The 24,410-nt window shown below is 72.3% G+C and carries 20 protein-coding genes and 1 pseudogene; 13 read left to right on the forward strand and 8 right to left on the reverse strand.

What is annotated here, in order from left to right; genetic code table 11:
- The first annotated feature begins 39 nt into the window (after positions 1 to 39).
- The gene (locus tag M4D82_RS28910; RefSeq protein WP_502989019.1) at positions 40 to 918 is read left to right on the forward strand and encodes a polysaccharide deacetylase family protein; all 879 of its coding nucleotides are present in this window, start codon (positions 40 to 42) and stop codon (positions 916 to 918) included.
- A 56-nt stretch (positions 919 to 974) separates the two neighbouring features.
- Here M4D82_RS28910 and M4D82_RS28915 read toward each other — a convergent pair whose 3' ends face one another.
- On the reverse strand, positions 975 to 1,643 hold the full coding sequence (locus M4D82_RS28915) for a class F sortase (protein WP_249769846.1): 669 nt from the start codon (positions 1,641 to 1,643) through the stop codon (positions 975 to 977).
- 385 nt (positions 1,644 to 2,028) lie between these two features.
- On the opposite strand from M4D82_RS28915, the gene M4D82_RS28920 reads away from it, so the two are divergent.
- Complete coding sequence (locus tag M4D82_RS28920; protein WP_249769848.1) at positions 2,029 to 2,529, forward strand: hypothetical protein; 501 nt, start codon at positions 2,029 to 2,031, stop codon at positions 2,527 to 2,529.
- 181 nt (positions 2,530 to 2,710) lie between these two features.
- Here M4D82_RS28920 and M4D82_RS28925 read toward each other — a convergent pair whose 3' ends face one another.
- Together M4D82_RS28925 and M4D82_RS28930 are read right to left on the reverse strand one after the other, a co-directional pair.
- Complete coding sequence (locus M4D82_RS28925; protein ID WP_249769850.1) at positions 2,711 to 3,379, reverse strand: hypothetical protein; 669 nt, start codon at positions 3,377 to 3,379, stop codon at positions 2,711 to 2,713.
- Positions 3,380 to 3,597: 218 nt separating this feature from the next.
- Positions 3,598 to 4,368 carry a bestrophin-like domain gene (locus M4D82_RS28930; protein WP_249769852.1) on the reverse strand — a complete coding sequence of 257 codons (771 nt, stop codon included), beginning with the start codon at positions 4,366 to 4,368 and terminating at the stop codon, positions 3,598 to 3,600.
- Positions 4,369 to 5,408: 1,040 nt separating this feature from the next.
- Between M4D82_RS28930 and M4D82_RS28935 the strand changes: the two genes are divergently transcribed.
- Both M4D82_RS28935 and M4D82_RS28940 read left to right on the forward strand, forming a co-directional pair.
- Positions 5,409 to 6,239: an SAM-dependent methyltransferase gene (locus tag M4D82_RS28935; protein ID WP_249769854.1), complete on the forward strand. Its 831-nt coding sequence runs from the start codon at positions 5,409 to 5,411 to the stop codon at positions 6,237 to 6,239.
- Between the two features lie 197 nt (positions 6,240 to 6,436).
- Positions 6,437 to 8,587: a putative bifunctional diguanylate cyclase/phosphodiesterase gene (locus M4D82_RS28940; protein ID WP_249772252.1), complete on the forward strand. Its 2,151-nt coding sequence runs from the start codon at positions 6,437 to 6,439 to the stop codon at positions 8,585 to 8,587.
- Between the two features lie 104 nt (positions 8,588 to 8,691).
- Here M4D82_RS28940 and M4D82_RS28945 read toward each other — a convergent pair whose 3' ends face one another.
- A complete protein-coding gene (locus tag M4D82_RS28945) occupies positions 8,692 to 9,804 on the reverse strand; it encodes an FAD-dependent monooxygenase (RefSeq protein WP_249769856.1) in 1,113 nt (370 codons plus the stop codon).
- A 118-nt stretch (positions 9,805 to 9,922) separates the two neighbouring features.
- On the opposite strand from M4D82_RS28945, the gene M4D82_RS28950 reads away from it, so the two are divergent.
- Together M4D82_RS28950 and M4D82_RS28955 are read left to right on the forward strand one after the other, a co-directional pair.
- Entirely contained in the window at positions 9,923 to 10,573 is a 651-nt protein-coding gene (locus M4D82_RS28950; protein WP_249769858.1) for a TetR/AcrR family transcriptional regulator, read from the forward strand.
- A gap of 77 nt (positions 10,574 to 10,650) precedes the next feature.
- Positions 10,651 to 12,171, forward strand: coding sequence for a class I adenylate-forming enzyme family protein (locus M4D82_RS28955; protein ID WP_249769868.1), 1,521 nt, complete (start codon positions 10,651 to 10,653; stop codon positions 12,169 to 12,171).
- A 423-nt stretch (positions 12,172 to 12,594) separates the two neighbouring features.
- Here M4D82_RS28955 and M4D82_RS28960 read toward each other — a convergent pair.
- A pseudogene (locus M4D82_RS28960) lies at positions 12,595 to 13,478 on the reverse strand (LysR family transcriptional regulator).
- A gap of 96 nt (positions 13,479 to 13,574) precedes the next feature.
- On the opposite strand from M4D82_RS28960, the gene M4D82_RS28965 reads away from it, so the two are divergent.
- The 5 genes from M4D82_RS28965 to M4D82_RS28985 all read left to right on the forward strand — a co-directional run bounded on the left by M4D82_RS28965 (position 13,575) and on the right by M4D82_RS28985 (position 18,545).
- On the forward strand, positions 13,575 to 14,279 hold the full coding sequence (locus M4D82_RS28965) for a succinate dehydrogenase cytochrome b subunit (protein WP_249769870.1): 705 nt from the start codon (positions 13,575 to 13,577) through the stop codon (positions 14,277 to 14,279).
- A gap of 1 nt (position 14,280) precedes the next feature.
- Complete coding sequence (locus tag M4D82_RS28970) at positions 14,281 to 16,269, forward strand: fumarate reductase/succinate dehydrogenase flavoprotein subunit (RefSeq protein WP_249769872.1); 1,989 nt, start codon at positions 14,281 to 14,283, stop codon at positions 16,267 to 16,269.
- Positions 16,266 to 17,006, forward strand: a complete 741-nt coding sequence (locus M4D82_RS28975; RefSeq protein WP_249769874.1) for a succinate dehydrogenase/fumarate reductase iron-sulfur subunit — start codon at positions 16,266 to 16,268, stop codon at positions 17,004 to 17,006. Before M4D82_RS28970 ends, M4D82_RS28975 begins: the two co-directional genes overlap by 4 nt.
- Positions 17,007 to 17,488: 482 nt before the next feature.
- On the forward strand, positions 17,489 to 17,833 hold the full coding sequence (locus tag M4D82_RS28980) for a hypothetical protein (RefSeq protein ID WP_249769876.1): 345 nt from the start codon (positions 17,489 to 17,491) through the stop codon (positions 17,831 to 17,833).
- A 187-nt stretch (positions 17,834 to 18,020) separates the two neighbouring features.
- The gene (locus tag M4D82_RS28985; RefSeq protein ID WP_249769878.1) at positions 18,021 to 18,545 is read left to right on the forward strand and encodes a DUF3291 domain-containing protein; all 525 of its coding nucleotides are present in this window, start codon (positions 18,021 to 18,023) and stop codon (positions 18,543 to 18,545) included.
- Here the strand turns inward: M4D82_RS28985 and M4D82_RS28990 are convergent.
- Together M4D82_RS28990 and M4D82_RS28995 are read right to left on the reverse strand one after the other, a co-directional pair.
- Positions 18,542 to 20,953, reverse strand: coding sequence for an excinuclease ABC subunit UvrA (locus M4D82_RS28990; protein WP_249769889.1), 2,412 nt, complete (start codon positions 20,951 to 20,953; stop codon positions 18,542 to 18,544). The two genes, M4D82_RS28985 and M4D82_RS28990, sit on opposite strands and share 4 nt — an antisense overlap.
- Positions 20,954 to 21,022: 69 nt before the next feature.
- A complete protein-coding gene (locus M4D82_RS28995) occupies positions 21,023 to 22,015 on the reverse strand; it encodes an LLM class flavin-dependent oxidoreductase (protein ID WP_249769907.1) in 993 nt (330 codons plus the stop codon).
- A gap of 181 nt (positions 22,016 to 22,196) precedes the next feature.
- On the opposite strand from M4D82_RS28995, the gene M4D82_RS29000 reads away from it, so the two are divergent.
- The gene (locus M4D82_RS29000; protein ID WP_249769909.1) at positions 22,197 to 22,691 is read left to right on the forward strand and encodes a phosphatase domain-containing protein; all 495 of its coding nucleotides are present in this window, start codon (positions 22,197 to 22,199) and stop codon (positions 22,689 to 22,691) included.
- Between the two features lie 39 nt (positions 22,692 to 22,730).
- On the opposite strand, the gene M4D82_RS29005 is transcribed toward M4D82_RS29000, so the two are convergent.
- Positions 22,731 to 22,946 carry a dodecin gene (locus M4D82_RS29005; protein ID WP_249769920.1) on the reverse strand — a complete coding sequence of 72 codons (216 nt, stop codon included), beginning with the start codon at positions 22,944 to 22,946 and terminating at the stop codon, positions 22,731 to 22,733.
- Between the two features lie 170 nt (positions 22,947 to 23,116).
- On the opposite strand from M4D82_RS29005, the gene M4D82_RS29010 reads away from it, so the two are divergent.
- Complete coding sequence (locus tag M4D82_RS29010; RefSeq protein ID WP_249772254.1) at positions 23,117 to 24,379, forward strand: extracellular solute-binding protein; 1,263 nt, start codon at positions 23,117 to 23,119, stop codon at positions 24,377 to 24,379.
- Positions 24,380 to 24,410: the final 31 nt, after the last annotated feature.

Below are 24,410 nucleotides of genomic sequence, written 5' to 3' on the forward strand. Positions count from 1 at the left end.
TCTCGACAACTTCGACGATGTCGTTGATACGTAGTAATAATGAAAAATGACGAGCAGACAGTAGGGCGACGCATGCTCCTGCGTACAGCCGTCTTCCTCGGAATCGCCGCCGCCTCCGGACTCCTCACCGGGGGCGAAGCGGACACCCCCGGCTCGCCGACCGCCTCCGGACCCGCCCCGGCCGGCGGGCCCGGCGCCGGAGGGGTCCCCGGGCTGCGTCCCGCCGGGCCGCCGGAGAAGTCCTACCGCCTGCGACCCATGACCGCCGAGGCCCCCGCCCGGCCGCCCACCGTCAAACCCGCCGTCCGCAACCGACCCATCCTGGAACTCCCGTCCGACGCGGCCCACGCCTCCGCCATGGTGCTCACCTTCGACGACGGCCCGGACCCGCGCTACACCCCGGCCATCCTGGACGTCCTGGCCCGGTACGGGGTCCGCGCGATGTTCTTCGTCTGCGGGGAGATGGCCGGCGAACACCCCGACCTGCTGCGCCGGATGGTCACCGAGGGCCATGTCATCGGCAACCACACTTGGACCCACCCGCTCATCCCCACCCTGGGCCGGTCCGCCCTCGAAGCCGAGATCGGGCGCACGAGCGAGGTCGTACGGCAGACCGTGGGGGAGCCCCCGCTGTGGTTCCGGGCCCCCTACGGGGCCTGGAACCGGGCCGCCTTCGAGATCGGGGCCGACCTGGGCATGGAGCCCCTCGCCTGGACCGTGGACACCCTCGACTGGAAGGAACCCGGCACGGCCACGATCGTCTCCCGGGTCATGGAGGGCGCTGGCCCCGGGGTGATCGTGCTGAACCACGACGCCGGCGGCGACCGCACCCAAAGCGTCCACGCCCTGGCCACCTACCTCCCCCAACTCCTCGCCCAGGGCTACCGCCTGACCCTCCCCACCCACCCACCCCGCTGACCACGCAACCGAACGGCCAGGCCCCCGGTACCGGTCCGGGGGCCTGGGGGGAGGGGTCAGCGGGTGGTGACCATGCGGGCGAAGACCACTACGTTGCCGTCGTAGCCCTTCGCCTTGGAGTAGCCGCCGCCGCAGGTGATCACGCGGAGCTCCGGGTGGCCCGTGTCCCCGTACACGCGGGAGCCGGGGAAGGCGTCCTTCGAGAACACCTCCACCCCGTACACCTCGAACACCGCCGTGCGTCCGTCGTAGCGCTGCACCTCGACCTGCTGGCCCGGCTTCAACGAGCCGAGGCCGTAGAAGACCGCCGGGCCCTGCGCGTTGTCCACGTGGCCGACGATCACGGACGAGCCCTTTTGGCCCGGCGAAATGCCGTTCAGGTACCAGCCCGCCAGGTTCCGTTCCTGCGGGGGCGGCGCTTCGATCCAGCCCTGAGCGTCCAGCCCGACCGTCATCACCGGCGCGTCCACGTTGATCGCCGGAATCCGGATGCGCTGCACCGACGAGTGCTCCAGCACCTCCATGCCCGCCGCCGGCGTCGGCGGATTGGCCGGCAACTGGTCGGCGCGCACGGCGACGGCCGCCGCGGCCGTCGGCTGCGGCGGCCCGTCCTCGGTACCTGCCCCGTTCCGCATCATGGCGAGGCCGCTGAGCATGACCATCGCGAGGACGCCCCAGGGGGAGCGTCGTCTCCTCGAAGGCAGCTCACTCTCGTCCTCGGTCATGGCTCTCCCTTCCCGACGCGGGGGTCCCGACCCGCGTTCCAGTCCCTCCCCGGTACGCCCTTCTTCACGCACGTTAAGGCCGCTCGCGCGGGACGGCGATCGGGGACGTGCGAACGGGTGGTGAGTGGGCGGCGGGAGGGCGGCGGGAAGGCGATGCGGCCGGAAGGGGTGCGCCCATCCAGGTAATCGTCACATAAACGCCTGACGGCTCGTGACCTGCGGATCCGTCAGATGATCGGCTCGCGCTTCGGCGTGTCGCTCAACCGGGCGGCCCAAAGGCGAACATGCGCCGGATGCGACAGGCCCCGAGGGTTCGTGATGGGAGGCGTTCTCGTCGATCTTCCCGGGCCACCGCTCCGGGGCGCTTCCCGCTGGAGGTTCCACCATGCGTGTCTTCCGCGCTCTCACCGTGACCGCGGCCGCTTGCGCCGCGATCGGGCTCAGTGCCACGTTCGCCGCCGCGAACCCCCCGCAGGGCGGCGGGAACGGGCCCAGCAACGTCACGGTCAACCCGTACTCCGTGCACCAGGGCGCCTCGATGCAGGTCAGCGCCTCGGGCTGTGGCCACGGCGGCACCGTCTGGTCGCACGGCAACTTCCCGCAGACCAACCTGTCGGCCGGCTCCATCGGCTTCGCGACCGTCCGGATCTTCAACCACGCCTCGCCCGGCAACCACACGCTGTCGGTGAAGTGCCACGACAACAACCTGGTCGCCACCCACCGCTTCACGATCCTGCGCGGGAACGGCGCCCAGGGCGGCATCGGCGGCTCCTTCGGCCCGTCCACGGTCGAGACGGTCATCGGTTCCGGTCTGGTCGGGGCGGCGGCGCTGGGCGCCGGTGTGCACGTGATCCGGCGTCGTCGTCCGGCGGGCAGCAGGGCCTGAGGAGGTCGCCCACGGGTTCTCCGCTCCGCGCCCCCGTGCTTCCCACGCCCCGCGTTCCGTGCTCCGGTTCCGCTCGTCCTGCCGTCCCTTCCCCCCCGGCCCCGGCCGACCGCCGGCCGTTTGGGATCCCGCCCGGGACCCGAAGCGGCCGGCCGTCGCCGGGGGCTCGCCGTCGGGGGAGTCAGTGGTCGCGGGCCGAGCCCCGCCGGCGCACGGCGTACGCCGCCCCGGCGGCCGCCGCGAGGAAGAGGCCCGCGCCCGCGCCGAGTTCCAGCAGGTCCATGCCGGCCACGCTGCCGCCGAGTCCGCCGCGCACCCCGAGGCTCGCACCCTGGGACGCGACGGTGCCCGTGACGGTGCCCGTCGTCGTACGCGTGGCGGTGGTGCGCGGGATGGCGCCCGTGGTGCTCCGGGGAGTGGCGGGTGAGGTGGTACCGGTCCGGGGGCCGCTCGTCGAACTGGTGCTGGGCTGCGAGGTGGTGCCGCCGGCGATGGTGAGGTCGGCGGAGGCGTTCTCCCCGTTGCAGGTGAAGGTGACGGAGTACTGGGCTCCGCGCCGGGCGTCCCGGTCCACGGTGACCCGTACGGTCTGCCCGCGCGCGATGCTCACGGTGTCGAAGACACCGGAGGAGGCGGTGGCGTAGGCGGCGTCGCAGCCGGTCACGGACAACACGGTCTGGCCGCCGGGGGCCACCGTCGAAGGGGTGACGGCGAAGCCGAAAGAGGCGACGGCGGGCGCCGCCGCGAGCGCGGCGGGTGCGGCGGGCACGGCGAAGGCGCCGAACGCGAGGGCGAGGCCCGCGGCGCCGGCGATCGGCAGGGCTGTGGCGGAGCTGCGTATCGCACCCATGGTCGGTTCTCCGGATCCCCGAGGGGCATTCGCGCAGCGTTTCCGCACGTGGGAAGAGTGCACCTCGATGCTCGTCACGCTAGGCGCGGGGGCGGTGACCCGCGATCAGGAACGGGCGAATGGGGCACGGCCGTAGGCCGAACCGGGGACGGGAGGCCCGTCCCCGGTTTAGCTCCGGGGGTTACCTCCGGGGGTTACCTCCGGCAGGAGAGCGGGGCTCAGCCCCCCAGCCCCAGGTGTCCGAACTGGGCGAGGAAGGGCTCGGCGGTGGCCGAGATGCCCCGGCCGAAGGGGGCGTCGAAGTCCCAGATCAGGAACAACAGGAAGGCGATCAGGGCGCTGAACAGGCCTGCCAGGAGCAGCTCGCGGAACGAGCGGCGGATCTGGAGGGTGAAGATCAGACCCACCGTCACCAGGGCGCCCGCGATCAGCCCGAACCACACCACCCCGGGCATCGTGGCGCCGGCGCCCAGACCGCGCGCGTTGCGGGCGTCGTCCACCAGCGCGACCTGGTCGACCAGGGGCTGGTAGGCCTGCCCCTCGTGGTCGGTCTGCGGCTCGTAGTCGGTCACGTCCCGGCGGATACGTTCCAGCAGCTCCCCACCGCGGTCCGCCAAGGTGCCGTGATCGACCATCTGCTTCCACTCGGTGTCGACCACGAAGGTCACGTAGGCGTCGACGTCCGAGCGGATCTTCTTGCGGACCTCGGCCGGGTAGACCTCGGAGCGGACGCTGATCTCGTGCAGCGCCTGCGCCTCCTGGCGCACGTACTCCTGGGCGGCGCCGCGACCCTCCCAGACGCCCGCGATGGCCAGGCCCAGCACGATCGCGTAGATCACCCCGATCATCATCGTCATGTACTCGATGACGTCCGGGGTTTCGTTCGGATCGTCGTCCTCGCCGATCCTGCGGTGGTTGAAGAAGGCGATGGACAGCACGACGGCGCAGGCCGCGGCCATCGCGAGGGACAGGACGAGCCATTCCGACAAGGTGACTCCCGATATCAGGGGCAGCGGTCAGCGGGGGCGCAGCGCGACGATCGCGAGCACGGCGGGGGCGGCGGTCATGAGCGTGAAGGTGACCGGGGAGATGTGGTGTTCCTTGGGTTTGCGGGTGGCCGCGTGGTACGCGGGCCGGGCGACCGGCTTCGCCTGAACCGGTACGGGCGGTGGCGAGGACGGCGGCGGCGGTGGGGTCGGCTCGGGGGCGGGAGGCTTGGGCGCCGGTGGCGGAGGTGGGGCCGGTGCGGCCTTGACGACCGGTGGGGACGGCTTCGGTACGGGCTGGGGCGGGGCGGGCGTCGGTCGCGGCGGGGTCGGTTTCGGTTTCGGCGGTGGTGTGGGGGTGGGCGTCGGGGTGGGGGACGGTGTGGGTTTCGGTGGGGTGGGCTTCGGTGGACACGGCGGGGGAGGGGGCGGTGGGCAGTGGTGGCCGTGCCCGTGCCCGTGCCCGTGGCCGTGACCATGGCCGTTTCCGTGGCCGCCGCCTTGGCCGCCGCCGTGATGTCCGCCACCCCGACCGGCTCCGGCGGAGCCGCCGCCGGCGGCCGCGAACGCGTGGACGAGGGGCGAGCCGTCGCCGGCGTCGATCGTCACGTAGGCGCAGCTATCGGCCACGGCCGGTGTGGCGGTCAGGGCCGCCCACAGCAGGACAGGGACCACCAGCAGGCGCCTGGCACAGGGTGTGTTCACCCCGGGAGCATGGGGTCGCGCGCGCCCGCGCACGTGAGGCCCGGCTCGGGTTCGCCTGATCGGGCGGAGCGTGGACCGTAGAGGTTTGAGCCATGTTCTGATCGGATCAGACCGCTTGAGAGTCAATTCCTAAAAGGTATTTGTCTGTTTTTCGACCATGGCTGTCCGGACTCGTGTGTGCCTTTGATGTGTGACCAAGAACGGATCGCCAATTTCCGCTTTTGCTCGCCCTGTTGGGCAATGATCAGTACATTCGGCTCGGACAGGAGTCCGAGCGCCGTCCCACCTCCTGGACGGACCGGAACACGACACGGCACGACTACGGCTTGGAGACCCCGATGGAGCGCCCCGCCTGGGCCCCGGCAGGCATCGACATATCGGTGCCGAGCGTGTCCCGCATCTACGATTACTACCTGGGCGGCTCCCACAATTTCGAGGTCGACCGCCAGGCGGCCCGCCGGGCCATGGAATTCCTGCCGGGGCTCCCCAAGATCATGCAGGCGAACCGGGCGTTCATGCGCCGGGCTGTGCGCCACGCCGTCGCCGAGGGCGTCACGCAGTTCCTCGACATCGGCTCCGGCATCCCGACCTTCGGCAACGTCCACGAGATCGCGCACGCCGCGAGCCCCGAGGCACGCGTGGTGTACGTCGACCACGACCCGGTGGCCGTCGCCCACAGCCGGGCCGTCCTGGCGGGCGACGACCGCACCGGCGTCGTCGCAGCCGACCTGCGCAAGCCGCGGGACATCCTCCAATCCGCCGAGGTCACCCGACTGCTCGACCTGGAGCGGCCGGTCGCCCTGCTGCTCGTCGCCGTCCTGCACTTCCTGGAGGACTCCGACGAGCCCTACGCGGCCGTGGCGGAACTGCGCGACGCCCTCGCGCCCGGCAGCCTGCTGATCCTCACGCACGCCTCCTACGAGGGCATCCCCCTCAGCGAGGAGGTCGCGGGCGGCGCCGTCCGCGTCTACCGGGACATCCGCAACCCGCTCGTCATGCGCAGCAGCGAGCAGATCAAGGGGTTCTTCGACGGGTTCGAGCTGTTGGAGCCGGGCGTCGTCTCGATGCCGAACTGGCGACCCGACCGCACCGGTCCGCTCGCCGAGGGTGAGAGCCCCGAGGATCCGTTCGCCTTCTCGGGCTACGCCGGAGTGGGACGCAAGGCGTGAGACTTCCAAGACTGCCCGCTCCCACCCCGCCACCGGCCACGCCTCCCTCGGCCGGCCTGCCGCCGGCCACCGGTGCCCAGACCCGCCCGGAACCGGTCGCCGACCCCTGCCGGGAGCCGCACCCGGCTCCCGGCGTGGCCGCGTCGACCGCTCCCGGGCCCGGACCGGGCGTACCCGGCCGGGCGGCGCCGCGCGAGCTGCGCAGCGGCCTGGAGGACCGGATCGCGCGCTTCGCGACGATCTGGGGGCGGGCGATCTTCCCGGTCACGGCGACCTCCCTGACCCGGCCCGAGTTCGAACAGCACCTCGTCCCGCTGACGCGCACCCTCACCGAGGCCCTGCACGCCCGCCCCTTCGACGCGGCCGTCGCCCAGCGCGTGGGCGCGGAACTCGTCGCCGTGCACTGCACCGACCCGGAGGCCCTCGCGGGCACCCTCGGCGTCGTCGAGTCCTACCTCGTGCTGTACTGCGGCCCCGACGGCTCCGGGACGGAAGGGACCGAGGAGTACCGCTCGCGCTGCGCCCGGCTCCAGCACGGCATCGCGGCCGGCTTCGCCCGCGCGCTGCGCGAACGGACCCTCAAGGAGCAGGAGGCCATCGCCCGCTCCGCGCTGACCGCCCGCAGCGACGCCCAGCAGGCCCTGCACGCCAGCGAGGAACGCTTCCGGGCGGTCTTCGAGGGCGCCGCCATCGGGATCGGCATCGCCGACCTCCAGGGCAACGTGCTGGAGGTCAACGACACCCTGCTCCAGATGTTCGGAGGCCTGGAGGGACACGTCCGGAGCCGCAACGTCAGCGAGTGGGGCCACCCCGACGACACCCCACACGTCTGGCGGATGTACGGGGAACTGGTACGCGGCGAGCGCGAGCACTACCGCGTGGAGAAGCCCTACTACCGGCACGACGGGACCGTGCTGTGGACCAACCTGACGGTGTCCCTGCTGCGGGACGCGGACGGCGCCCCGCAGTACCAGCTGGCCCTGATGGAGGACACCACCGAACGCCGGCTGCTCAACCTGCGCCTGCGCTACGAGGCCACCCACGACGCGCTGACCGGCCTGCCCAACCGGACGCTGTTCTTCGAACGGCTGGAGAAGGCCCTGAACGGCCCCGCCGGCAACCGCTTCGGCCTGTGCTACCTGGACCTCGACGGGTTCAAGGCGGTCAACGACAGCCTCGGTCACTCGGCGGGGGACCGGCTGCTGGTCGAGGTCGCCGACCGGCTCCAGAGCTGCGCCACCGGCCCCGGCGAGGTCGTCGCGCGCCTCGGCGGTGACGAGTTCGTGGCCCTGACCACCGGCCCGGCCGCCGCCGACACCGAGGAGAAGGTCACCGACCTGGCGGTGCGCATCCTTTCGGCCCTGTCCACGCCGATCCGGCTGGAGGGCCGGGAGCTGACGGTGCGGGGCAGCATCGGCATCGTCGAGGGGCGGGCGGGCGAGCGCACCCCGGCGGAGGTGCTGCGCAGCGCCGACATCACCATGTACCGGGCCAAGGCGGCCGGCGGCAACCGCTTCGAGTTCGCCGACGCGGAGGCCGACGCCCGCGCCATCACCCGGCACGGCCTGACCAACGCCCTGCCGGCGGCCCTGGAACGCGGCGAGTTCTTCATCGAGTACCAGCCCCTGGTGCACATGCACGACGGCAGCGTGCGCGGAGCGGAGGCGCTGGTGCGGTGGTCGCACCCGCAGTACGGGGTGCTCGGCCCGGACCGGTTCATCCCCCTCGCCGAGCGGACCGGGCTGATCGTGCCGCTCGGCCGCTGGGTCCTGGAGGAGTCGGTCCGCCAGGCCTGCACCTGGCAGCGCCAGCACGGCGGCACCCCCCTTCGGGTCAACGTCAACCTCTCACCGACCCAACTGCACCACCCCGGGCTGGTCGCCGACACCCTGCGGGTGCTGGAGAGCTCCGGGCTCGCTCCCGGCGCCCTGTGCCTGGAGGTCACCGAGTCGGCCCTGATCGGCGCCGACGACGAACTCCTCGAACCGCTGCGCCGCCTCGCCGCCCTCGGCGTGGACATCGCGCTCGACGACTTCGGCACCGGCTACTCGAACCTGGCCAACCTGCGCCGACTCCCCGTCAGCGTCCTGAAGCTGGACCGCTCCTTCACCCAGGGGATGCAGCAGCAGCCGGCCGACCCCGTCGACGTCAAGATCGTGGAGGGCATCGTCGCCCTGGCCCACAGCCTCGAACTGGCGGTGACGGTCGAGGGCGTGGAGACCGGGGCGCAGGCCGCCCAGCTGCGGGCACTCGGCTGTGACACGGCGCAAGGCTGGTACTACGCCCGCCCCGGTGCCCCGGACCGGATCCACGCCCTGTCCCTGTCGGACGCCGTACCCACCCCCTGACCCGCCCGCCCTGACCCGCCCGGTCCGCCGGCGCCGACGGTGGGCTATGGGACTGTGGGCTGTGGGCTGTGGGTGTGGGGTGCGGCTCCGGCGTGGGCTCCGGGTCAGTCGAGTCCGGCCTCCGTACCCCGCCCCGGCTCGCGCACGGCGGCCAGCACCCGCCGGTGCCGCTCGGTGGTGTCGGCCAGCAGGGCTTCCGCCGCCGGGAGGCGCTCGGCCTCGTACGCGTCGAGCGCGCCACCCGGCTCGGCTGCCGCCACCGGGTCGGCGAGGGCTGCGGCCAGCGTCCGGCCGAGGGCGGCCGCGTCCCGGATGCCGGTGTTCATGCCCAGCCCGCCGGCTATCGGGTGGACATGGGCGGCGTCCCCGGCGAGGAAGACCCGGCCGTCCCGCATTCGGGCGGCCCGGCGCACATTGACCCGCCAGTCGGAGAGCCAGGTCGCCTCGGTCAGCCGTATGCCCTCCATCCCGGCGTGCCGGTCGAAGAGCCGCTGGAAGCCCTCCTGGGTGGGCGGCAGTGGCTCGCCGCGTCCGTCGGTTTCCGGTGAGGCCTGGAGCTGGAAGGTGTCGGTCCCCGGCATCGGGCAGAGCATGATCCCGCCGCCGTCCGACGTGTACCACTGGTGCCAGTGGTCCCGGCTCAGCCCGGGGGCCCGGACGTCTCCGACCACCATCGTCGGCTTCTCCTCGGTGTGACCCTCGAAGGGGATGCCGAGGAGCTCGCGGGTCGTGCTGTGGCCGCCGTCGCAGCCGGCGAGGTAGGCGGCGCGGATCGAACGGCCGTCGGCGAGCCGCGCTTTGACCCCCGTCTCGTCCTGGACGAATCCGGCGAGCCCGGCCTCGTATTCGACCCGCACGCCGAGGCCGGCGAGCCGCTCGCGGAGGACCTCCTCGACCTGCCACTGACCGATCAGGAGGCCGGCGTCGGTCGGTGTGTCGTTGATGTGGGCGCCGTCGAAGTACTTGCGCAGGACCAGGCCCCGGGCGCCGATGGCGGACAGCCGTTCCTCGACCCCGAGCCGGCCGAAGACCTCCAGGCTGTCCGCGTTGAGGCCCTTGCCGCGGGATTCGCGGTGCGGACCGCCGCGCTGGTCGAGGACGCGGACGGGGATGCCCCGTACGGCCAGCTCGCAGGCCAGGGTGAGCCCGGTGGGACCACCGCCCGCGATCAGCACGGCGGTCGCGCCCTCGAATGCTTCGTTCGTGACGTCAGCCATCGGATGTTCCTCTCTCGTCGTCGTCGGTCGTCGCTGAATCAAGGAAAGCGGCTGAATCCCAAAAAAGCAACCGAGTCACAAAATTAACTCGGTCACGAATCCGTGGTAGGCTGGCGCCATGGAGAACACGACGGGTCTGCGCGAGAGCAAGAAGCTGCGTACGCGTCGCCGGCTGGCGGCCACGGCGCTGGAGTTGTTCCTGGAGAGAGGCTTCGACGCCGTCTCGGTCGCCGACGTGGCCGCCGCGGCCGAGGTCTCCAAGCCGACCCTGTTCCGGTACTTCCCGACCAAGGAGGACCTGGTCCTCGACCGGTTCGCCGACCACCAGGACGAGGCGGCGCGGATCGTCCGCGACCGGCCGGCGGGTCGGACTCCCGCGCGGGCGGTCCACGCGCACTTCCTGACGGCCCTCGCCGAGCGGGATCCGATCACCGGCCTCTGTGACCATCCGAACGTGCTCGCCTTCCAGGGGCTGCTGTACTCCACCGAGAGCCTGGAGACGAGACTGGCCCGCTACAAAGCGGGCGAGGTGGAGGCGCTCGCCGCCGTCCTGGAGGGCGAATCGGTGGAGCCGCTGTTCGCCCGGCTCGCCGCACTGCACCTGGTGACGGCCCGCCAGGAGCTGGGTCGGCAGAACTGGCGCCGCATCGCCGCCGGGCAGAGCGCCGACGAGGCCTACCCGGCCGCCGTCGCCGATGCCGACCGGGCCTTCGCCATGCTGGCCGACGGCCTCGACCGGACCCTGGTCCCGTCCAGACCCGCCGTCTGAGCCGGTTCGGTCCTTCGGCCCCGCACGATGCCTGTGGCAGGGTCGCCTTGAGTGGTGTGGGAGAGGTGGGTGTGCGCATGGCCGCGCGGTATGTCACCGAGCTGATGGGGGCGTTCGAGCGCTACGGGGAAGGGGTGGCGATCGGGGTCGGCCCCGAAGTGCTCCGCTTCTCCGAGGTGCTGGAGGCCGTCCACCGACTGGCCGGCGTGCTCGGCGACGCGGGAGTCGGGCGGGGCGCGGGACTGGCCTGTGTGACGGGCGCCAACCGGCCGGAGATGCTCTTGGTACGGCTCGCCGCGCATGTGCTGGGGGCGCGGCTCACCCAGGTGGTGGTGGGTCCGGCCGTCCACGGTCTGGACTTCATCCTGCGCGACTGCCGGCCGGCCCTCGTGGTGCACGACGTGCCGGTACCGGCGACCGGCGTCCCGCAGCTCGGCCTGGACGAGCTGGCCGGGCGGGCGGCCGCGCGGGAGTACGTCGAACTGCCCGTCCGGGCGCGCGAGGACGACGTGGCCCGGGTGACGTACACCGGGGGGACGACGGGACAACCCAAGGGAGTGGCCTCGACGTTCGGCGCGATGGCCGCGCGGGACGGCAGGCGCGGAGCCCGCTGGACCGAATCGGTGTACCTCTCGGTCGCCGACCTGGACCAGCGGTCCGGAGGCCGGTGCCTGGAGCAACTGCGGGACGGCGGGCGGGTGGAGATCCTCGCCCCCTTCGAGCCGCGCGGGTTCGCGGCCGCCTGCTCGCGACTGGGGCGGGTGTCCACGTACCTGACGCCTTCGATGGTGTACCGGCTGCTGGACGACCCTGCGACCGCCAGGGGAATCCCGGGGCTGGAGGCGGTCTCCTACGGGGCTTCGCCCATCCTCCCCGAGCGGCTGCGGGAGGCCGTGACCCGCTGGGGCGGGCGGTGGCGGCAGGGCTACGGGATGAACGAGGCGGGGGTGATCTGCCGGCTCACCCCCGCCGACCACGACGCGGCGGTCAGCGACCGGCCCGAGTTGCTGGCGTCCGTGGGTCGCCCCGCCCCGGGGGTGGAGGTCCAGGTGCGGGACGACGGGGGTGTCGTGCTGCCCGCCGGGCGCACGGGCGAGGTGTGGGTCCGGTCCCGGTCGATGATGGCCGGCTACTGGAACCAACCTGAGCTGACCGCCGACGCGCTGCGGGACGGATGGCTGCGGACCGGGGACCTCGGGCACACCGATGCCGGCGGGTACCTCTACCTGGACGACCGGACCAAGGACGTCGTGATGGTCGACAGCGAGAACATCTACAGCGCGCCGATCGAGGCGGCGCTCGCCCGGCACCCCGCCGTGGCCCAGGCCGTCGTGGTCGGACGACCCAGCGCCGTCACCGGTGAGGAGCTCTGTGCCTTCCTGGTGCCGGCGCCCGGATGCACCCCGAGCGGCACGGTGGCCGCCGAAGCCTGCGAGCTGGTGGAACGGGCGCTGGCCCCGTTGCACCGCCCGACGACGGTGTTCTGGGAACGGAAGCTCCCGCTGACCGGCCGGGGCAAGCCCGACAAGGGGCGGCTGCGCGACCGCGCGGCGGGCGCTGCCCCGGGCGCGGGGCTCCCGGGCCGGCCCGGTTCCTGACCCGGGTTCCCGGCCCCCGGTTCCTAACCCGGGTTCCCGGCCCCGGGTTCCCGGCCCGGGTCCCCGGCCCGGGTCCCCGACCCGGTTCCCGGCCCGGTGCCTGACCGCCGTTCCCGACCCGGGCCGGGAGCGGCGATTCGTTTCGCAGGGGCTCCGGAACCCGCGGCGGCAGGTTCGCCCAGGGCCGTGTGGTCGTACTCCGGACCTTCGCCGGCGCCGCCGGGGGACGAGCGTCAGGCCGGCCATGGCCGTGGTTTCGTCGCAGGGCGCCGGGGACGGCAGCCCCGCCGACGCTCGGGCCGCCCGGCCGGTTCCGGGGTGCGAGCGTCCGCCGCCTCGCGTCCGAGCGCCGACCCCGGTCGCAGGCCAGACCCACCCGCGCCCCGCGCCCCGCGCCACGCAAGCGGCCGGCCCACCGCCGGGTCAGCCCTCGCCGACGAGCATCCGCTTCAGTTCGCGGGCCGCGCGCGGGGTGCCACGTCCGTCCGGTGCGCCAGGGCGATCGTGCGCCGCAGCGGCGACCCCGCGAGGCGGGTGGCGCGCAGCCCCGGCGCGCCGTCGCCGACGACCATGGCCGGCACCACCGCCACGCCCAGGCCCGCCCGCACGAAGCCGAGCACCGCGTCCATCTCCCCGCCCTCCACGGTGAAGGACGGCTCGAAGCCGGCGGCCCGACAGGCGGCCACCGTCAGGTCCCGCAGGTCGTAGCCGTGCCGGAACATCACCATCGGCTCGTCGCGCAGGTCCGCGATGGTGAGCTCGCCGCCGCCCGCCGGGGCCGGCAGGTCCGCCGAGGAGACCACCACCAGGTCCTCCGTCAGCAACTCCACCGTGGTCAGCGCCGGAGCCGACGGGGGAAGCGGTAGCGCGATCAGGGCCAGATCCAGGACCCCGCGCGCGAGTTCCCGTACCAGGTCCAGCGAACCGCTCTCCTCGATCAGCAGCTCGATCCCCGGATGCGCCGTGTGGAAGGCGCGCAGCACGGCCGGCAGCAGGCCGGTGCACACGCTGGGCGTGGCCCCCAGCCGGACCCGTCCCCGGCGCAACTGCGCCAACTCCTGCACCTCCAGCCGCGCCGTGTCCGCGTCGGCCAGGATCCGCCGGGCCAGCGGCAGCAGGGCCTCGCCCGCGTCGGTGAGCGTGATGTTCCCCCGGATCCGACTGAACAGCTCGGCGCCCAACTCCCGTTCGAGCGACTTGATCTGCTGCGACAGCGACGGCTGCGCCACGTGCTCCCGCTCGGCGGCGCGAGTGAAGTGTCGGGTCTCGGCGACGGCCACGAAGTAGACCAGCTGCTGGAACTGCATGTCCCCACGCTACCCCCTGACGATAGGCGTGGCCTATCGCGATCAGCTTCACGATGTCTTGGACCTTTCGGGACCTTGGTCCTTACCGTCAATGACATGGCTCTGGCAACGCGGACGGATCGACGGCCGTCCACCACGCGCACGCTCTGGGACTCCACCGTCGGCAAGAAGTCCGTGATGGCCGTGTCCGGCCTGATCATGCTCGGCTACCTCGTCGTGCACATGCTCGGCAACCTCAAGATCTTCTTCGGGTCGGACGAGTTCAACGGCTACGCCCACTGGCTGCGCACCCTCGGGTCCCCCTTCCTCCACTACGAATGGGCGCTGTGGATCGTCCGGGTGGTCCTCGTCGCCGCCGTGGTGGCGCACGCCGTCTGCGCCTACCAGCTCAGCCGCCGGGACATCAAGGCGCGCCCGGTGAAGTACGCCAACAAGCGCCGCCGCGCGAGCTACGCCACGCGCACCATGCGCTGGGGCGGCATCATCCTCGCCCTCTTCATCGTCTGGCACCTGCTCGACCTGACGACCCTCACCGTCAACGAGCGTGCCTGGGTCGGTCACCCGTACGAGAACGTCCTCGCCACCTTCTCCACCTGGTACGGGAACACGATCTACATCGTCGCGATGGCCGCCGTCGGCCTCCACGTCCGCCACGGCTTCTGGAGCGCCGCCCAGACCCTCGGCGCCGGCAACGCCCGGCGCGAGCGGACGCTGAAGTTCCTGGCCAACGCCCTGGCCCTCGTCCTCTTCGCGGGCTTCGTGTCCGTGCCCGTCGCCGTCATGACCGGAGTGGTGAGCTGACATGAGCCACGCCCACGCCCACACCCATCCCGACACCGCCGCCCCCGACTACGCCGCCTACACCACCGGCGAACCGATCGCCGACACCAAGGCGCCCGAGGGCCCCATCGCCGAGCGCTGGGACCGCCGCCGCTTCGAGGCCAAGCTCGTCAACCCGGCCAACCGCCGCAAGCACCGGATCATCGTCGTCGGCACCGGCCTCGCCGGCGGATCGGCCGGCGCCACCCTCGCCGAACAGGGCTACCAGGTCGTCCAGTTCTGCTTCTCCGACTCCCCGCGCCGCGCGCACTCCATCGCCGCGCAGGGCGGGATCAACGCCGCCAAGAACTACCGCAACGACGGCGACTCCGTACACCGCCTCTTCTACGACACCGTCAAGGGCGGCGACTTCCGCGCCCGCGAGTCCAACGTCCACCGCCTCGCCCAGATCTCCGTCGAGATCATCGACCAGTGCGTGGCCCAGGGCGTCCCCTTCGCCCGCGAGTACGGCGGCCTCCTCGACACCCGCTCCTTCGGCGGCGTACAGGTCTCGCGCACCTTCTACGCCCGCGGCCAGACGGGCCAGCAGCTGCTGCTCGGCGCCTACCAGGCCCTGTCCCGACAGATCGCCGCCGGCAACGTCGAGATGCACGCCCGCACCGAGATGCTCGACCTGATCACCGTCGACGGCGCCGCCCGCGGCATCGTCGCCCGCGACCTGATCACCGGTGAGATCTCCACCCACTACGCGGACGCGGTCGTCCTCGCCAGCGGCGGCTACGGCAACGTCTTCTACCTCTCCACCAACGCCATGAACTCCAACGCCACCGCCGTGTGGCGGGCCCACCGGCGCGGCGCCTACTTCGCCAACCCCTGCTTCACCCAGATCCACCCCACCTGCATCCCGCGCACCGGCGACCACCAGTCCAAGCTCACCCTGATGAGCGAGTCCCTGCGCAACGACGGCCGCATCTGGGTCCCCAAGGCCAAGGGCGACACCCGCCCCGCCGCCGAGATCCCCGAAGCGGAGCGCGACTACTACCTGGAGCGGATCTACCCCTCCTTCGGCAACCTCGTCCCCCGCGACATCGCCTCCCGCGCCGCCAAGAACGTCTGCGACGAGGGCCGTGGCGTCGGCCCCGGCGGCCAGGGCGTCTACCTCGACTTCGCCGACGCCATCCGCCGCATGGGCAAGGACAAGGTAGCCGAGAAGTACGGCAACCTCTTCGAGATGTACGAGCGGATCACGGCCGAGAACCCGTACGAGGTCCCCATGCGGATCTACCCCGCCGTCCACTACACGATGGGCGGTCTGTGGGTCGACTACGACCTCCAGACCACCGTCCCCGGCCTCTTCGCGATCGGCGAGGCCAACTTCTCCGACCACGGAGCCAACCGCCTCGGTGCCTCCGCGCTCATGCAGGGCCTCGGCGACGGCTACTTCGTGCTCCCCTCCACCATCAACGACTACCTCGCCCGCCACCCGCACCGCGACGAGATCGACGACAGCCACCCCGAGGCCGCGGCCGCCGTCCGCGAAACCCGCGACTGCCTCGCCAAGCTGCTCGCCGTCGACGGCGACCGCACCCCCGACTCCTTCCACCGCGAGATCGGTGAACTCATGTGGGAGTACTGCGGCATGGCCCGCACCGAGGAAGGCCTGCGCAAGGCCCTCGCCCGCATCCCCGAGATCCGCGACGAGTTCTGGCGACGGATCAAGGTCCCCGGCAGCGGCGACGAGTTCAACCAGTCGCTGGAGAAGGCCAACCGCGTCGTCGACTACCTCGAACTCGCCGAACTCATGTGCCTCGACGCCCTCCACCGCGCCGAATCCTGCGGCGGCCACTTCCGCGAGGAGTCCCAGACCCCCGACGGCGAAGCGGCCCGCCGCGACGACGAGTTCGGCTACGCCGCCGCCTGGGAATACCAGGGAACCGGCGCCGCACCCGTCCTGCACAAGGAAGACCTCGTCTTCGAGTACGTCCACCCCACCCAGCGGAGCTACGCATGAAGCTCACCCTGCGCGTCTGGCGCCAGCGAAACGCCGACGCCCCCGGCGCCATGGCCTCCTACGAGGTCGACGGCATCTCGAAGGACATGTCCTTCCTGGAGATGCTCGACACCCTCAACGAGGACCTCATCCTGCGCGGCGAGGACCCCGTCGCCTTCGACCACGACTGCCGCGAAGGCATCTGCGGCGCGTGCAGCCTCGTCATCAACGGCGACGCCCACGGCCCCGAGCGCACCACCACCTGCCAGCTCCACATGCGCTCCTTCGCCGACGGCGACACCATCGACGTCGAACCCTGGCGGGCGTCGGCGTTCCCCGTCGTCAAGGACCTCGTCGTCGACCGCAGCGCCTTCGACCGGATCATCCAGGCCGGCGGCTACATCACCGCCCCCACCGGCTCCGCGCCCGAAGCGCACGCCACCGCCGTGCCCAAGCCCGCCGCCGACTCGGCCTTCGAACACGCCGAGTGCATCGGCTGCGGCGCCTGCGTCGCCGCCTGCCCCAACGGCTCCGCGATGCTCTTCACCTCCGCCAAGGTCAACCACCTGGGCGTGCTCCCGCAAGGCTCTCCGGAGCGCGAGACGCGGGTCCTCGACATGGTCGCCCGGATGGACGACGAGGGCTTCGGCGGCTGCACCCTGACCGGCGAATGCGCCACGGCCTGCCCCAAGGGCATACCGCTGCCGTCGATCGCCGCGATGAACAAGGAATGGCTGAGAGCGCTCCGCAAGCGCTGACCGCACGGGCGGTCCCCGGCCCCCGGCCCGCGCCCCCGGCCTGACCCGAAGATCCGAAAGGCGGGCCGTGGGCCGACCGGCTGATCCGATCCGCCGACCGGGCGCTCGTAGGGGCCGTACGCCGCGCCGCGCGGCGGCCGCCCGACGCGCGTGGGGTTCAGTGAACGCATGCCACACACCCCCGCCGCCGGGCTGCCGCCGCGCCGCCGTACCGTGCTGGCCGCCGCCCTCGCCGCAGTGGCGACGGCCGGCTGCGCGGCGCGGGACGAGCAGGCCCGTCCGGCTCCGGGCCCGCAGCCCACCGTCAAGGACGCGCTCGTGATGGTGATCCGGCACGCCGAGAAGCCCTACGCCGGAGACACCGGCGAGGACGACGACGGCAACGACGACCCCGGCTCCCTCGCCGGCCGCGGCGGCGCCGCGCCGAGGAGCTGGCCCGCCTGTTCGTCCCGGCCCCCGCCGCCCGACTGCCCCGGCCCGCCGTGCTCTTCGCGACCGGCGGGCCGGCGGGTGCCCCCGCCCGGTGCCGGCAGACCCTGGCCCCCCTGGCCACCGCGCTGCGGATGCCCGTACGCGGCGAATTCGCCCTCGGCGCGGAACCGGCGCTGGCCCGCGCCGTCCTCGCGGCCCGCACCCCGGCCCTCGTCTGCTGGGAACACACCGGGATCCCCCGCCTGGTACGCGCCTTGGGCGCCGACCACGTCCTCGGCCTCCCCGCCGCCTGGCCCGACCGCCACGACCTCGTCTGGAGCCTCACCCGTACGCAGGGCACCTGGACCTTCCGCGAATTCCCGCAAGCCCTGCTCCCGGGCGACGCCCGGCCCTGAGCAGTCAGCCGAAGTGGGTCACTCGCATCCCCTGCCTGCCCCATGTGCAAGAGGCCATTTGGACAGGGAAAACGCAACTTCGACATGGCCCGCGGAGGCAGCTACCTTCACCTGGTCTTCGGCGATCGCCCACGGTCGCACAGGAGTTCCTTCAGGCCGCATCAGGCACCCCACCAGGGAGAGACGTATGCCCCATCTCGCGCTGTACACATTCGGTGTCCTGAAGTCACCTCTCGCCGATCCCGCACCTCTCACGCGCGAACTCCACGACAGCGGCGAGGCCATCTACCCGAAGATCAGCGGGCACCCCGGCTACCTCGCTCATGCCGAAGCGGCAGACGGCGACCGGGGCGCACACTTCGACTTGGACTGGGGTGCTTGGGGAGAATTCGCCGTACCGAGCTGGTACGGCAAGGGCCGTACGGCGCAAACCACCGCCCTGGCCGCGACCCTCTCACTGTGGACCGATCTGCGCTCCGCCTTCGACGCGATCTACACCGGTCTGCACCGTGAGGCGCTGAACAGGCGTTACGACTGGTTCGAGAGGACAGGACACCCGAGTTACGTGTTCTGGTGGGTCTCCGACGGCGCGATACCCACCTGGCAGGACGGGGTTTCCAGGCTGGCACACCTCCACGACCACGGCTCCACGCGGCACGCCTTCACCTTCCACCACTCGTTCGCCCCGGAGGGAACTCCGACACGACGCTAGGCCAGCGCACGGGCCAGATACGGGGCCGTGCGGCTGTCGGGGTGGGCGGCCACCGCCGATGGGGTTCCGGTGGCCGTGACGCGGCCGCCGTCCGCGCCGCCGCCCGGACCCAGGTCGATCACCCAGTCCGCGCCCGCCACCACCTCCATGTCGTGCTCCACGACCACCACCGAATGTCCCGCGTCCACCAACCCGTGCAACTGCCCCAGCAACACCCGCACATCGGCCGGATGCAGCCCCGTCGTCGGCTCGTCGAGCAGGTACAGGGTGTGGTCGCGGCGCGACCGCTGGAGTTCGGTCGCCAGTTTGACGCGCTGCGCCTCGCCGCCCGACAGCTCCGTGGCCGGCTGCCCCAGCCTCAGGTAGCCCAGCCCGATGTCCTCCAAGGCGCGCAGGCTGCGCGCCGCCGCCGGGACCTCCGCGAAGAACACCGAGGCGTCCTCCACCGTCAGCGCGAGCACCTCCGCGATGTTCAGGCCGGCGCGGCGCACCTCCAGGGTCTCCGCGTTGTACCGGGCGCCCGCGCACTGCGGGCACGGCGCGTACGTACTGGGCAGGAACAGCAGCTCCACCGAGACGAACCCCTCGCCCTGGCAGGTCTCGCAGCGGCCGCCCGGCACGTTGAAGGAGAACCGCCCCGCCTTCCAACCGCGCGCCTTCGCCTCCGGAGCCGCCGTGAAGAGCCTGCGCACGACGTCGAACAACCCCGTATAGGTGGCCAGGTTGGAACGCGGTGTGCGCCCGATCGGCTTCTGGTCCACCTCCACCAGCCTCCGCACGGGGAAGCCCGCCTCCCCGAGCCGCCCGGTCACCTCCCCGGCCAGGGCCTGCCCGACCAGGGTGGACTTCCCCGAGCCGGACACGCCCGTGACCGCCGTGAACACCCCGAGCGGGAAGTCGACGCTCACGTCCCGGAGGTTGTGCCGTTCGACGCCGGCCAGTCGGACCGCGCCCGTCGCCGTCCGGGGCCGCCGCTCGGGCGCCCGCCCCGATGCCGGGAACAGGTGCCGGGCCGTCGCCGACTCGGCGACCCCCGCCAGCTGCCTCGGCGGCCCGCTGAACAGGACCCGGCCGCCGCGTTCCCCGGCCAGCGGACCTACGTCCACCAGCCAGTCGGCGCTGCGCACCACGTCCAGGTGGTGTTCCACGACGAAGACGGTGTTCCCCGACGCCTTGAGCCGGTCGAGGACATCGAGCAGCGCCTCGGTGTCCGCCGGATGCAGCCCCGCCGAGGGCTCGTCCAGTACGTACACCACCCCGAACAGGCCCGAACGCAACTGGGTGGCCAGCCGCAGCCGTTGGAGTTCCCCGGCCGACAGGGTGGGCGCCGTACGGTCCAGGCTCAGGTAGCCGAGCCCCAGCTCGACCACGGGCGCGATCCGCGATCGCAGGTCCTCGGCCAGGACCCGCGCCGCCTCCCCGGCCGGCCCGACCGGCGGCGCGGCGGCCAGTACGCCGTCCAGCTCGGTCAGCGCCAGCGCCGCCAGCTCGGCGATCGTCCGGCCCGCGAACGTCACCGCCAGGGCCTCCGGTCGCAGCCGTCTGCCCTGGCACCGTGTGCACGGCGAGTCGGTGAGGAACTTCTCGGCGCGGGCGCGCAGGGTGGCGCTCTTGGTGTCGGAGAAGGTCTTCATCACGTAGCGGTGGGCGCTCATGTACGTGCCCTGGTAGGGCCGTTGGATGCGATCGGCATCCCGCACCGGGTGCACCGTGACCACCGGCTGTTCCTCGGTGAAGAGGATCCACTCGCGGTCCTTCGCGGGCAACTCCCGCCAGGGCCGGTCCACATCGTGACCGAGCACCTCCAGGATGTCCCGCAGGTTCTTGCCCTGCCAGGCGCCCGGCCAGGCGGCGATCGCACCCTCCCGGATCGACAACCCGGGGTCGGGGACGAGGAGTTCCTCGTTGGTGCGGTGGACACGACCGAGCCCGTGACAGGAAGGGCAGGCGCCGGCGGCCGTGTTGGGGGAGAAGGCGTCGGAATCGAGCCGGGCGGCACCCGGAGGGTAGGCGCCCGCCCGCGAGAACAGCATCCGCAGCGAATTCGACAGCAGGGTCACCGTGCCCACCGAGGAACGCGACCCCGGCGTCGAGCGCCGCTGCTCCAGCGATACGGCCGGCGGCAGTCCCGTCACCGAGTCCACCGCGGGGGCGCCGATCTGGTGGATCAGCCGCCGGGCGTACGGGGCCACGGACTCGAAGTACCGGCGCTGGGCCTCGGCGTAGAGCGTGCCGAAGGCCAGCGAGCTCTTCCCCGAGCCCGACACCCCGGTGAAGACGGTCAGCGCGTCGCGCGGGATGTCCACGTCGACCCCGCGCAGGTTGTGCTCACGGGCGCCCCGTACGCGTACCCAGGGGTCGAGGGGCTCGGGCCGGAAGCCGGCGGGCAGATCGGTGGAACGGTGCATTCGCCCCAGTTTAGGGCCGCAAGCCCCGTACGCCTCACGTGAGCCCTACGAGAGCCCTTACGCGAGCCCCTACCCGAGCCCCGCGATCCGCGCCAGCCGGCCGAAGCCGTCCAGCAGGGCGGTCCGGTCGTACGTCGAGGTCGTGACCAGCAGCTCGTCGGCGTCCGTCGCCTCGGCGACCCGCTCCAACTCGGCCGCGACCTGCTCCTCGGTGCCGACGATGTGCCCGGTGAGGGCGTCCTCGTACAGCTCCCGCTCCTTGGGCGTCATCTCCGCCGGCCGTACCTCCTCGGCCGGGCGCAGGGGCGGGAAGCTGCCCCGGGTGCGGGAGTGCGCGAGCGACCAGGCCTCCGGGATCAGCATCCGGCGCGCGTCCTCCTCGGTGGCGGCGACCGCCACCGTCCCGGAGATCACCACGTACGGTTCGAGGCCCCACGCGGACGGCCGGAACTCCTTGCGGTACGTCTCGATGACCTCACCGACCTTCCTGCGGGCCCGCAGGTCCCCGACCACCATCGGGAGTCCGGCGCGTGCCGCGATCCTCGCGCCCTCGCCGGTGGCCAGTACGAACGGCGGGATCCGCAGCCCCTCGGCGGGCCGGGCGTGCACCTCGGGGTGCGCCGACTGGCTTCCGTCGATCCAGCCCAGCAGCTCGCCCAGCTGCTCCTCGAACCGGTCGGCCTCCTCCAGCTCCCGGCCCAGGGCTCGGCGGATGCCGTTGGTGAAGCCGACCGAGCGGCCGAGGCCCATGTCGATCCGGCCGGGGAAGAGGGCCTCCAGGACGCCGAACTGTTCGGCGACCACCAGCGGCTGGTGGTTGGGCAGCATCACCCCGCCGGTGCCGACCCGGATCCGCCGCGTGGCCCCGGCGACGGCCGCGGCCAGCACGGTGGGCGCGGAGCCGGCGACCCCGGGCACGCTGTGGTGCTCCGACACCCAGAAGCGGTGGTAGCCGAGCTCCTCCGCCGCGCGGGCCAGCTCCACGGTGTCGCGCAGGGCCTGGGGGGCGGTGTACCCCTCGCGGGTCCGGGACCGGTCGAGTATCGAGATTCTACGGATCACACACGTCTCAACGCGTGACGCCGACCAGGATTCCCGCGCCCGCACCCGTACCGCCCGACCCGAGCGCGCCGCGACCGGAACTCCACCGGGCCGACCGCCCGCCCCGCCCGCCGGCCCCACCCCGACCGCCCCGCCCCGGTCGCTCGAACGGGACTTCGACCACACGACTTAGGCTGCCGCCATGACAGAGCGCGCACCCCGTAGGCCCTTGGCCGTTTTCGACATCGACAACACGCTGGCCGACACGGCCCACCGGCAGCACTTCCTGGAGGTCAAACCCCGTGACTGGGAAGGCTTCTTCGGCGCCGCGCACGCCGATCCGCCGCTCGCGCGCGGGGTGGCGATGGCCGTGGAGAGCGCGCGGGACTGCGAGGTCGTGTACCTGACCGGCCGCCCCGAGCGGTGCCGCGCCGATACCGCCGACTGGCTGGCCCGGCACGGGCTGCCCGAGGGGCGGGTGTGGATGCGCGGCGACCGCGACCGGCGGCCGGCCCGGCTGACCAAGCTGGACGTGCTCCGCCGGATCGCCCTGGGCCGGGAGGTGCGCGTACTCGTCGACGACGACGAACTCGTCTGCCAGGCGGCGCGCGCCGCCGGGTTTCGCGTGCTCCTCGCCGACTGGGCGGCGGACGCCCCGGCCCTCAAGGACGCCCAGGAGGGCGAGGGCCGCACCTGACGCCCCTCCCGCGTCGCGTCAGTCCTTCGGCCTCGGCCCTCAGTCCTCGCCGTCGAGGCGGAAGCCCACCTTCAGACCCACCTGATAGTGCGCGACCTCCCCGTTCTCGATGTGTCCGCGCATCTGGGTGACCTCGAACCAGTCCAGGTTGCGCAGGGTCTGGCCCGCACGGGCGATCCCGTTCCGGATGGCCTGATCGATGCCCTCGTGGGAGGTGCCGACGATCTCGGTCACCCGGTAGGTGTGGTTGGACATGGGGTCTCCCGCCAGTCGTCGCTGTTGCCTTGTTCCACGGTGCCCCAGTACGGGCGGGTGCGCGAACTTTGTCTGAACAGTCCCGGGCGAAAGGGTCTTGACCGGCCCATTGGTCTATGCCAATTTCAAGCCATCTGAGATCCAGCCCCAGAAGGTGACCCGTGACCCCCGTGAAGATGCGTTTGCTGGCCGTGTGCACGGCCCTCGCGGCCGTGACCGCCCTGACCGGCTGCGGCCGGTTGGCCGATACGGCGGCGGGCGCCGAGAAGGTCACCCTCTGGTTGATGAAGGGCAGCGCCTCCGACGACTTCATCGCGAAGTTCACCGCCGACTTCGAACAGCAGCACCCCGGCATCGACCTGGAGGTCCGGATCCAGGAGTGGACGGGCATCGGCGACAAGGTGAACGCCGTCCTCGCCGGCACCGCCAAGGAGGGCGCGGACGTCATCGAGGTCGGGAACACGCAGGTCGCGCAGTACGTCGAGACCGGCGGCCTCTCCGAACTCACCCTCGAAGGCCTGCGCTCCTGGGGCAGCAAGGACTGGCTGAAGGGCCTGTCCGACCCCGGCAGCGTCAACGGCGCCCAGTACGGAGTCCCGTGGTACGCCGCCAACCGGGTGGTGATCTACCACAAGGACCTGTTCGCCAACGCCGGCATCAAGTCCGAGCCCAAGACCCGCCAGGAGTGGATCACCGCCACCCAGAAGCTGGACAAGGGCGACCAGCAGGGCATCTACCTCCCCGGCCAGAACTGGTACGTCCTCGCCGGCTTCATCTGGGACGAGGGCGGCGAACTCGCCGTCGAGACCGGCGGCCAGTGGGTCGGCGCCTTGGACGACGAGAAGGCGCTGGCCGGGATGGACTTCTACAAGCAGCTCCAGGGCCTCGGCGACGGCCCCAAGGACGCCGACGAGGAGACGCCCCCGCAGTCCGAGGTCTTCGCCCGGGGCCGGACCGCCCAGATCATCGCCCCGCCCGGCCAGGCCGCGCAGATCGAGGCCGCCAACCCCGCCCTGAAGGGCAAGCTCGGCTTCTTCCCGATCCCCGGCAAGAACGCCGACAAGGCCGGCTCCGTCCTCACCGGCGGCTCCGACCTGATCATCCCCGCGAAGACCAAGCATCGGGACCGGGCGGTGGACGTGATCACGGCCCTGGTCAGCGAGAAGTGGCAGACCGAACTCGCCCGCGGCATGAGCTACGTCCCCAACAAGACCACCCTCGCCCACGTCGTCCAGGGCAACGAGGGAGCCACCGCGATGACCGCCGGTGCCGCCCAGGGCAGGGCCACCCCGAAGTCGCCGCGGTGGGCCGAGGTCGAGGCCAAGAACCCGATCAAACCGTTCATGACCGCCGTGCTGAACGGGCAGGACCCCCGCCAGGCGGCCAAGACCGCGTCGGACACGGTGAGTAAGGTCCTCAGCTCGGATCGCTGAGTTCAGACTCCGCTAATCCAAGGGCCGCCGA

It is taken from the genome of Streptomyces sp. RerS4, from assembly GCF_023515955.1.
Taxonomy (GTDB): Bacteria; Actinomycetota; Actinomycetes; order Streptomycetales; family Streptomycetaceae; genus Streptomyces.

What these genes read in the sequence shown, in the direction of transcription:
- M4D82_RS29005 (WP_249769920.1), bottom strand. Translation starts at nt 22,946, where the DNA reads ATGTCCAACCACACCTACCGGGTGACCGAGATCGTCGGCACCTCCCAC.
- M4D82_RS28975 (WP_249769874.1), top strand. Translation starts at nt 16,266, where the DNA reads ATGAAGCTCACCCTGCGCGTCTGGCGCCAGCGAAACGCCGACGCCCCC.
- M4D82_RS28945 (WP_249769856.1), bottom strand. Translation starts at nt 9,804, where the DNA reads ATGGCTGACGTCACGAACGAAGCATTCGAGGGCGCGACCGCCGTGCTG.
- M4D82_RS28935 (WP_249769854.1), top strand. Translation starts at nt 5,409, where the DNA reads ATGGAGCGCCCCGCCTGGGCCCCGGCAGGCATCGACATATCGGTGCCG.
- M4D82_RS28910 (WP_502989019.1), top strand. Translation starts at nt 40, where the DNA reads ATGAAAAATGACGAGCAGACAGTAGGGCGACGCATGCTCCTGCGTACA.
- M4D82_RS29000 (WP_249769909.1), top strand. Translation starts at nt 22,197, where the DNA reads ATGACAGAGCGCGCACCCCGTAGGCCCTTGGCCGTTTTCGACATCGAC.
- M4D82_RS28925 (WP_249769850.1), bottom strand. Translation starts at nt 3,379, where the DNA reads ATGGGTGCGATACGCAGCTCCGCCACAGCCCTGCCGATCGCCGGCGCC.
- M4D82_RS28990 (WP_249769889.1), bottom strand. Translation starts at nt 20,953, where the DNA reads ATGCACCGTTCCACCGATCTGCCCGCCGGCTTCCGGCCCGAGCCCCTC.
- M4D82_RS28970 (WP_249769872.1), top strand. Translation starts at nt 14,281, where the DNA reads ATGAGCCACGCCCACGCCCACACCCATCCCGACACCGCCGCCCCCGAC.
- M4D82_RS28965 (WP_249769870.1), top strand. Translation starts at nt 13,575, where the DNA reads ATGGCTCTGGCAACGCGGACGGATCGACGGCCGTCCACCACGCGCACG.
- M4D82_RS28955 (WP_249769868.1), top strand. Translation starts at nt 10,651, where the DNA reads ATGGCCGCGCGGTATGTCACCGAGCTGATGGGGGCGTTCGAGCGCTAC.
- M4D82_RS28920 (WP_249769848.1), top strand. Translation starts at nt 2,029, where the DNA reads ATGCGTGTCTTCCGCGCTCTCACCGTGACCGCGGCCGCTTGCGCCGCG.
- M4D82_RS28915 (WP_249769846.1), bottom strand. Translation starts at nt 1,643, where the DNA reads ATGACCGAGGACGAGAGTGAGCTGCCTTCGAGGAGACGACGCTCCCCC.
- M4D82_RS28950 (WP_249769858.1), top strand. Translation starts at nt 9,923, where the DNA reads ATGGAGAACACGACGGGTCTGCGCGAGAGCAAGAAGCTGCGTACGCGT.
- M4D82_RS28985 (WP_249769878.1), top strand. Translation starts at nt 18,021, where the DNA reads ATGCCCCATCTCGCGCTGTACACATTCGGTGTCCTGAAGTCACCTCTC.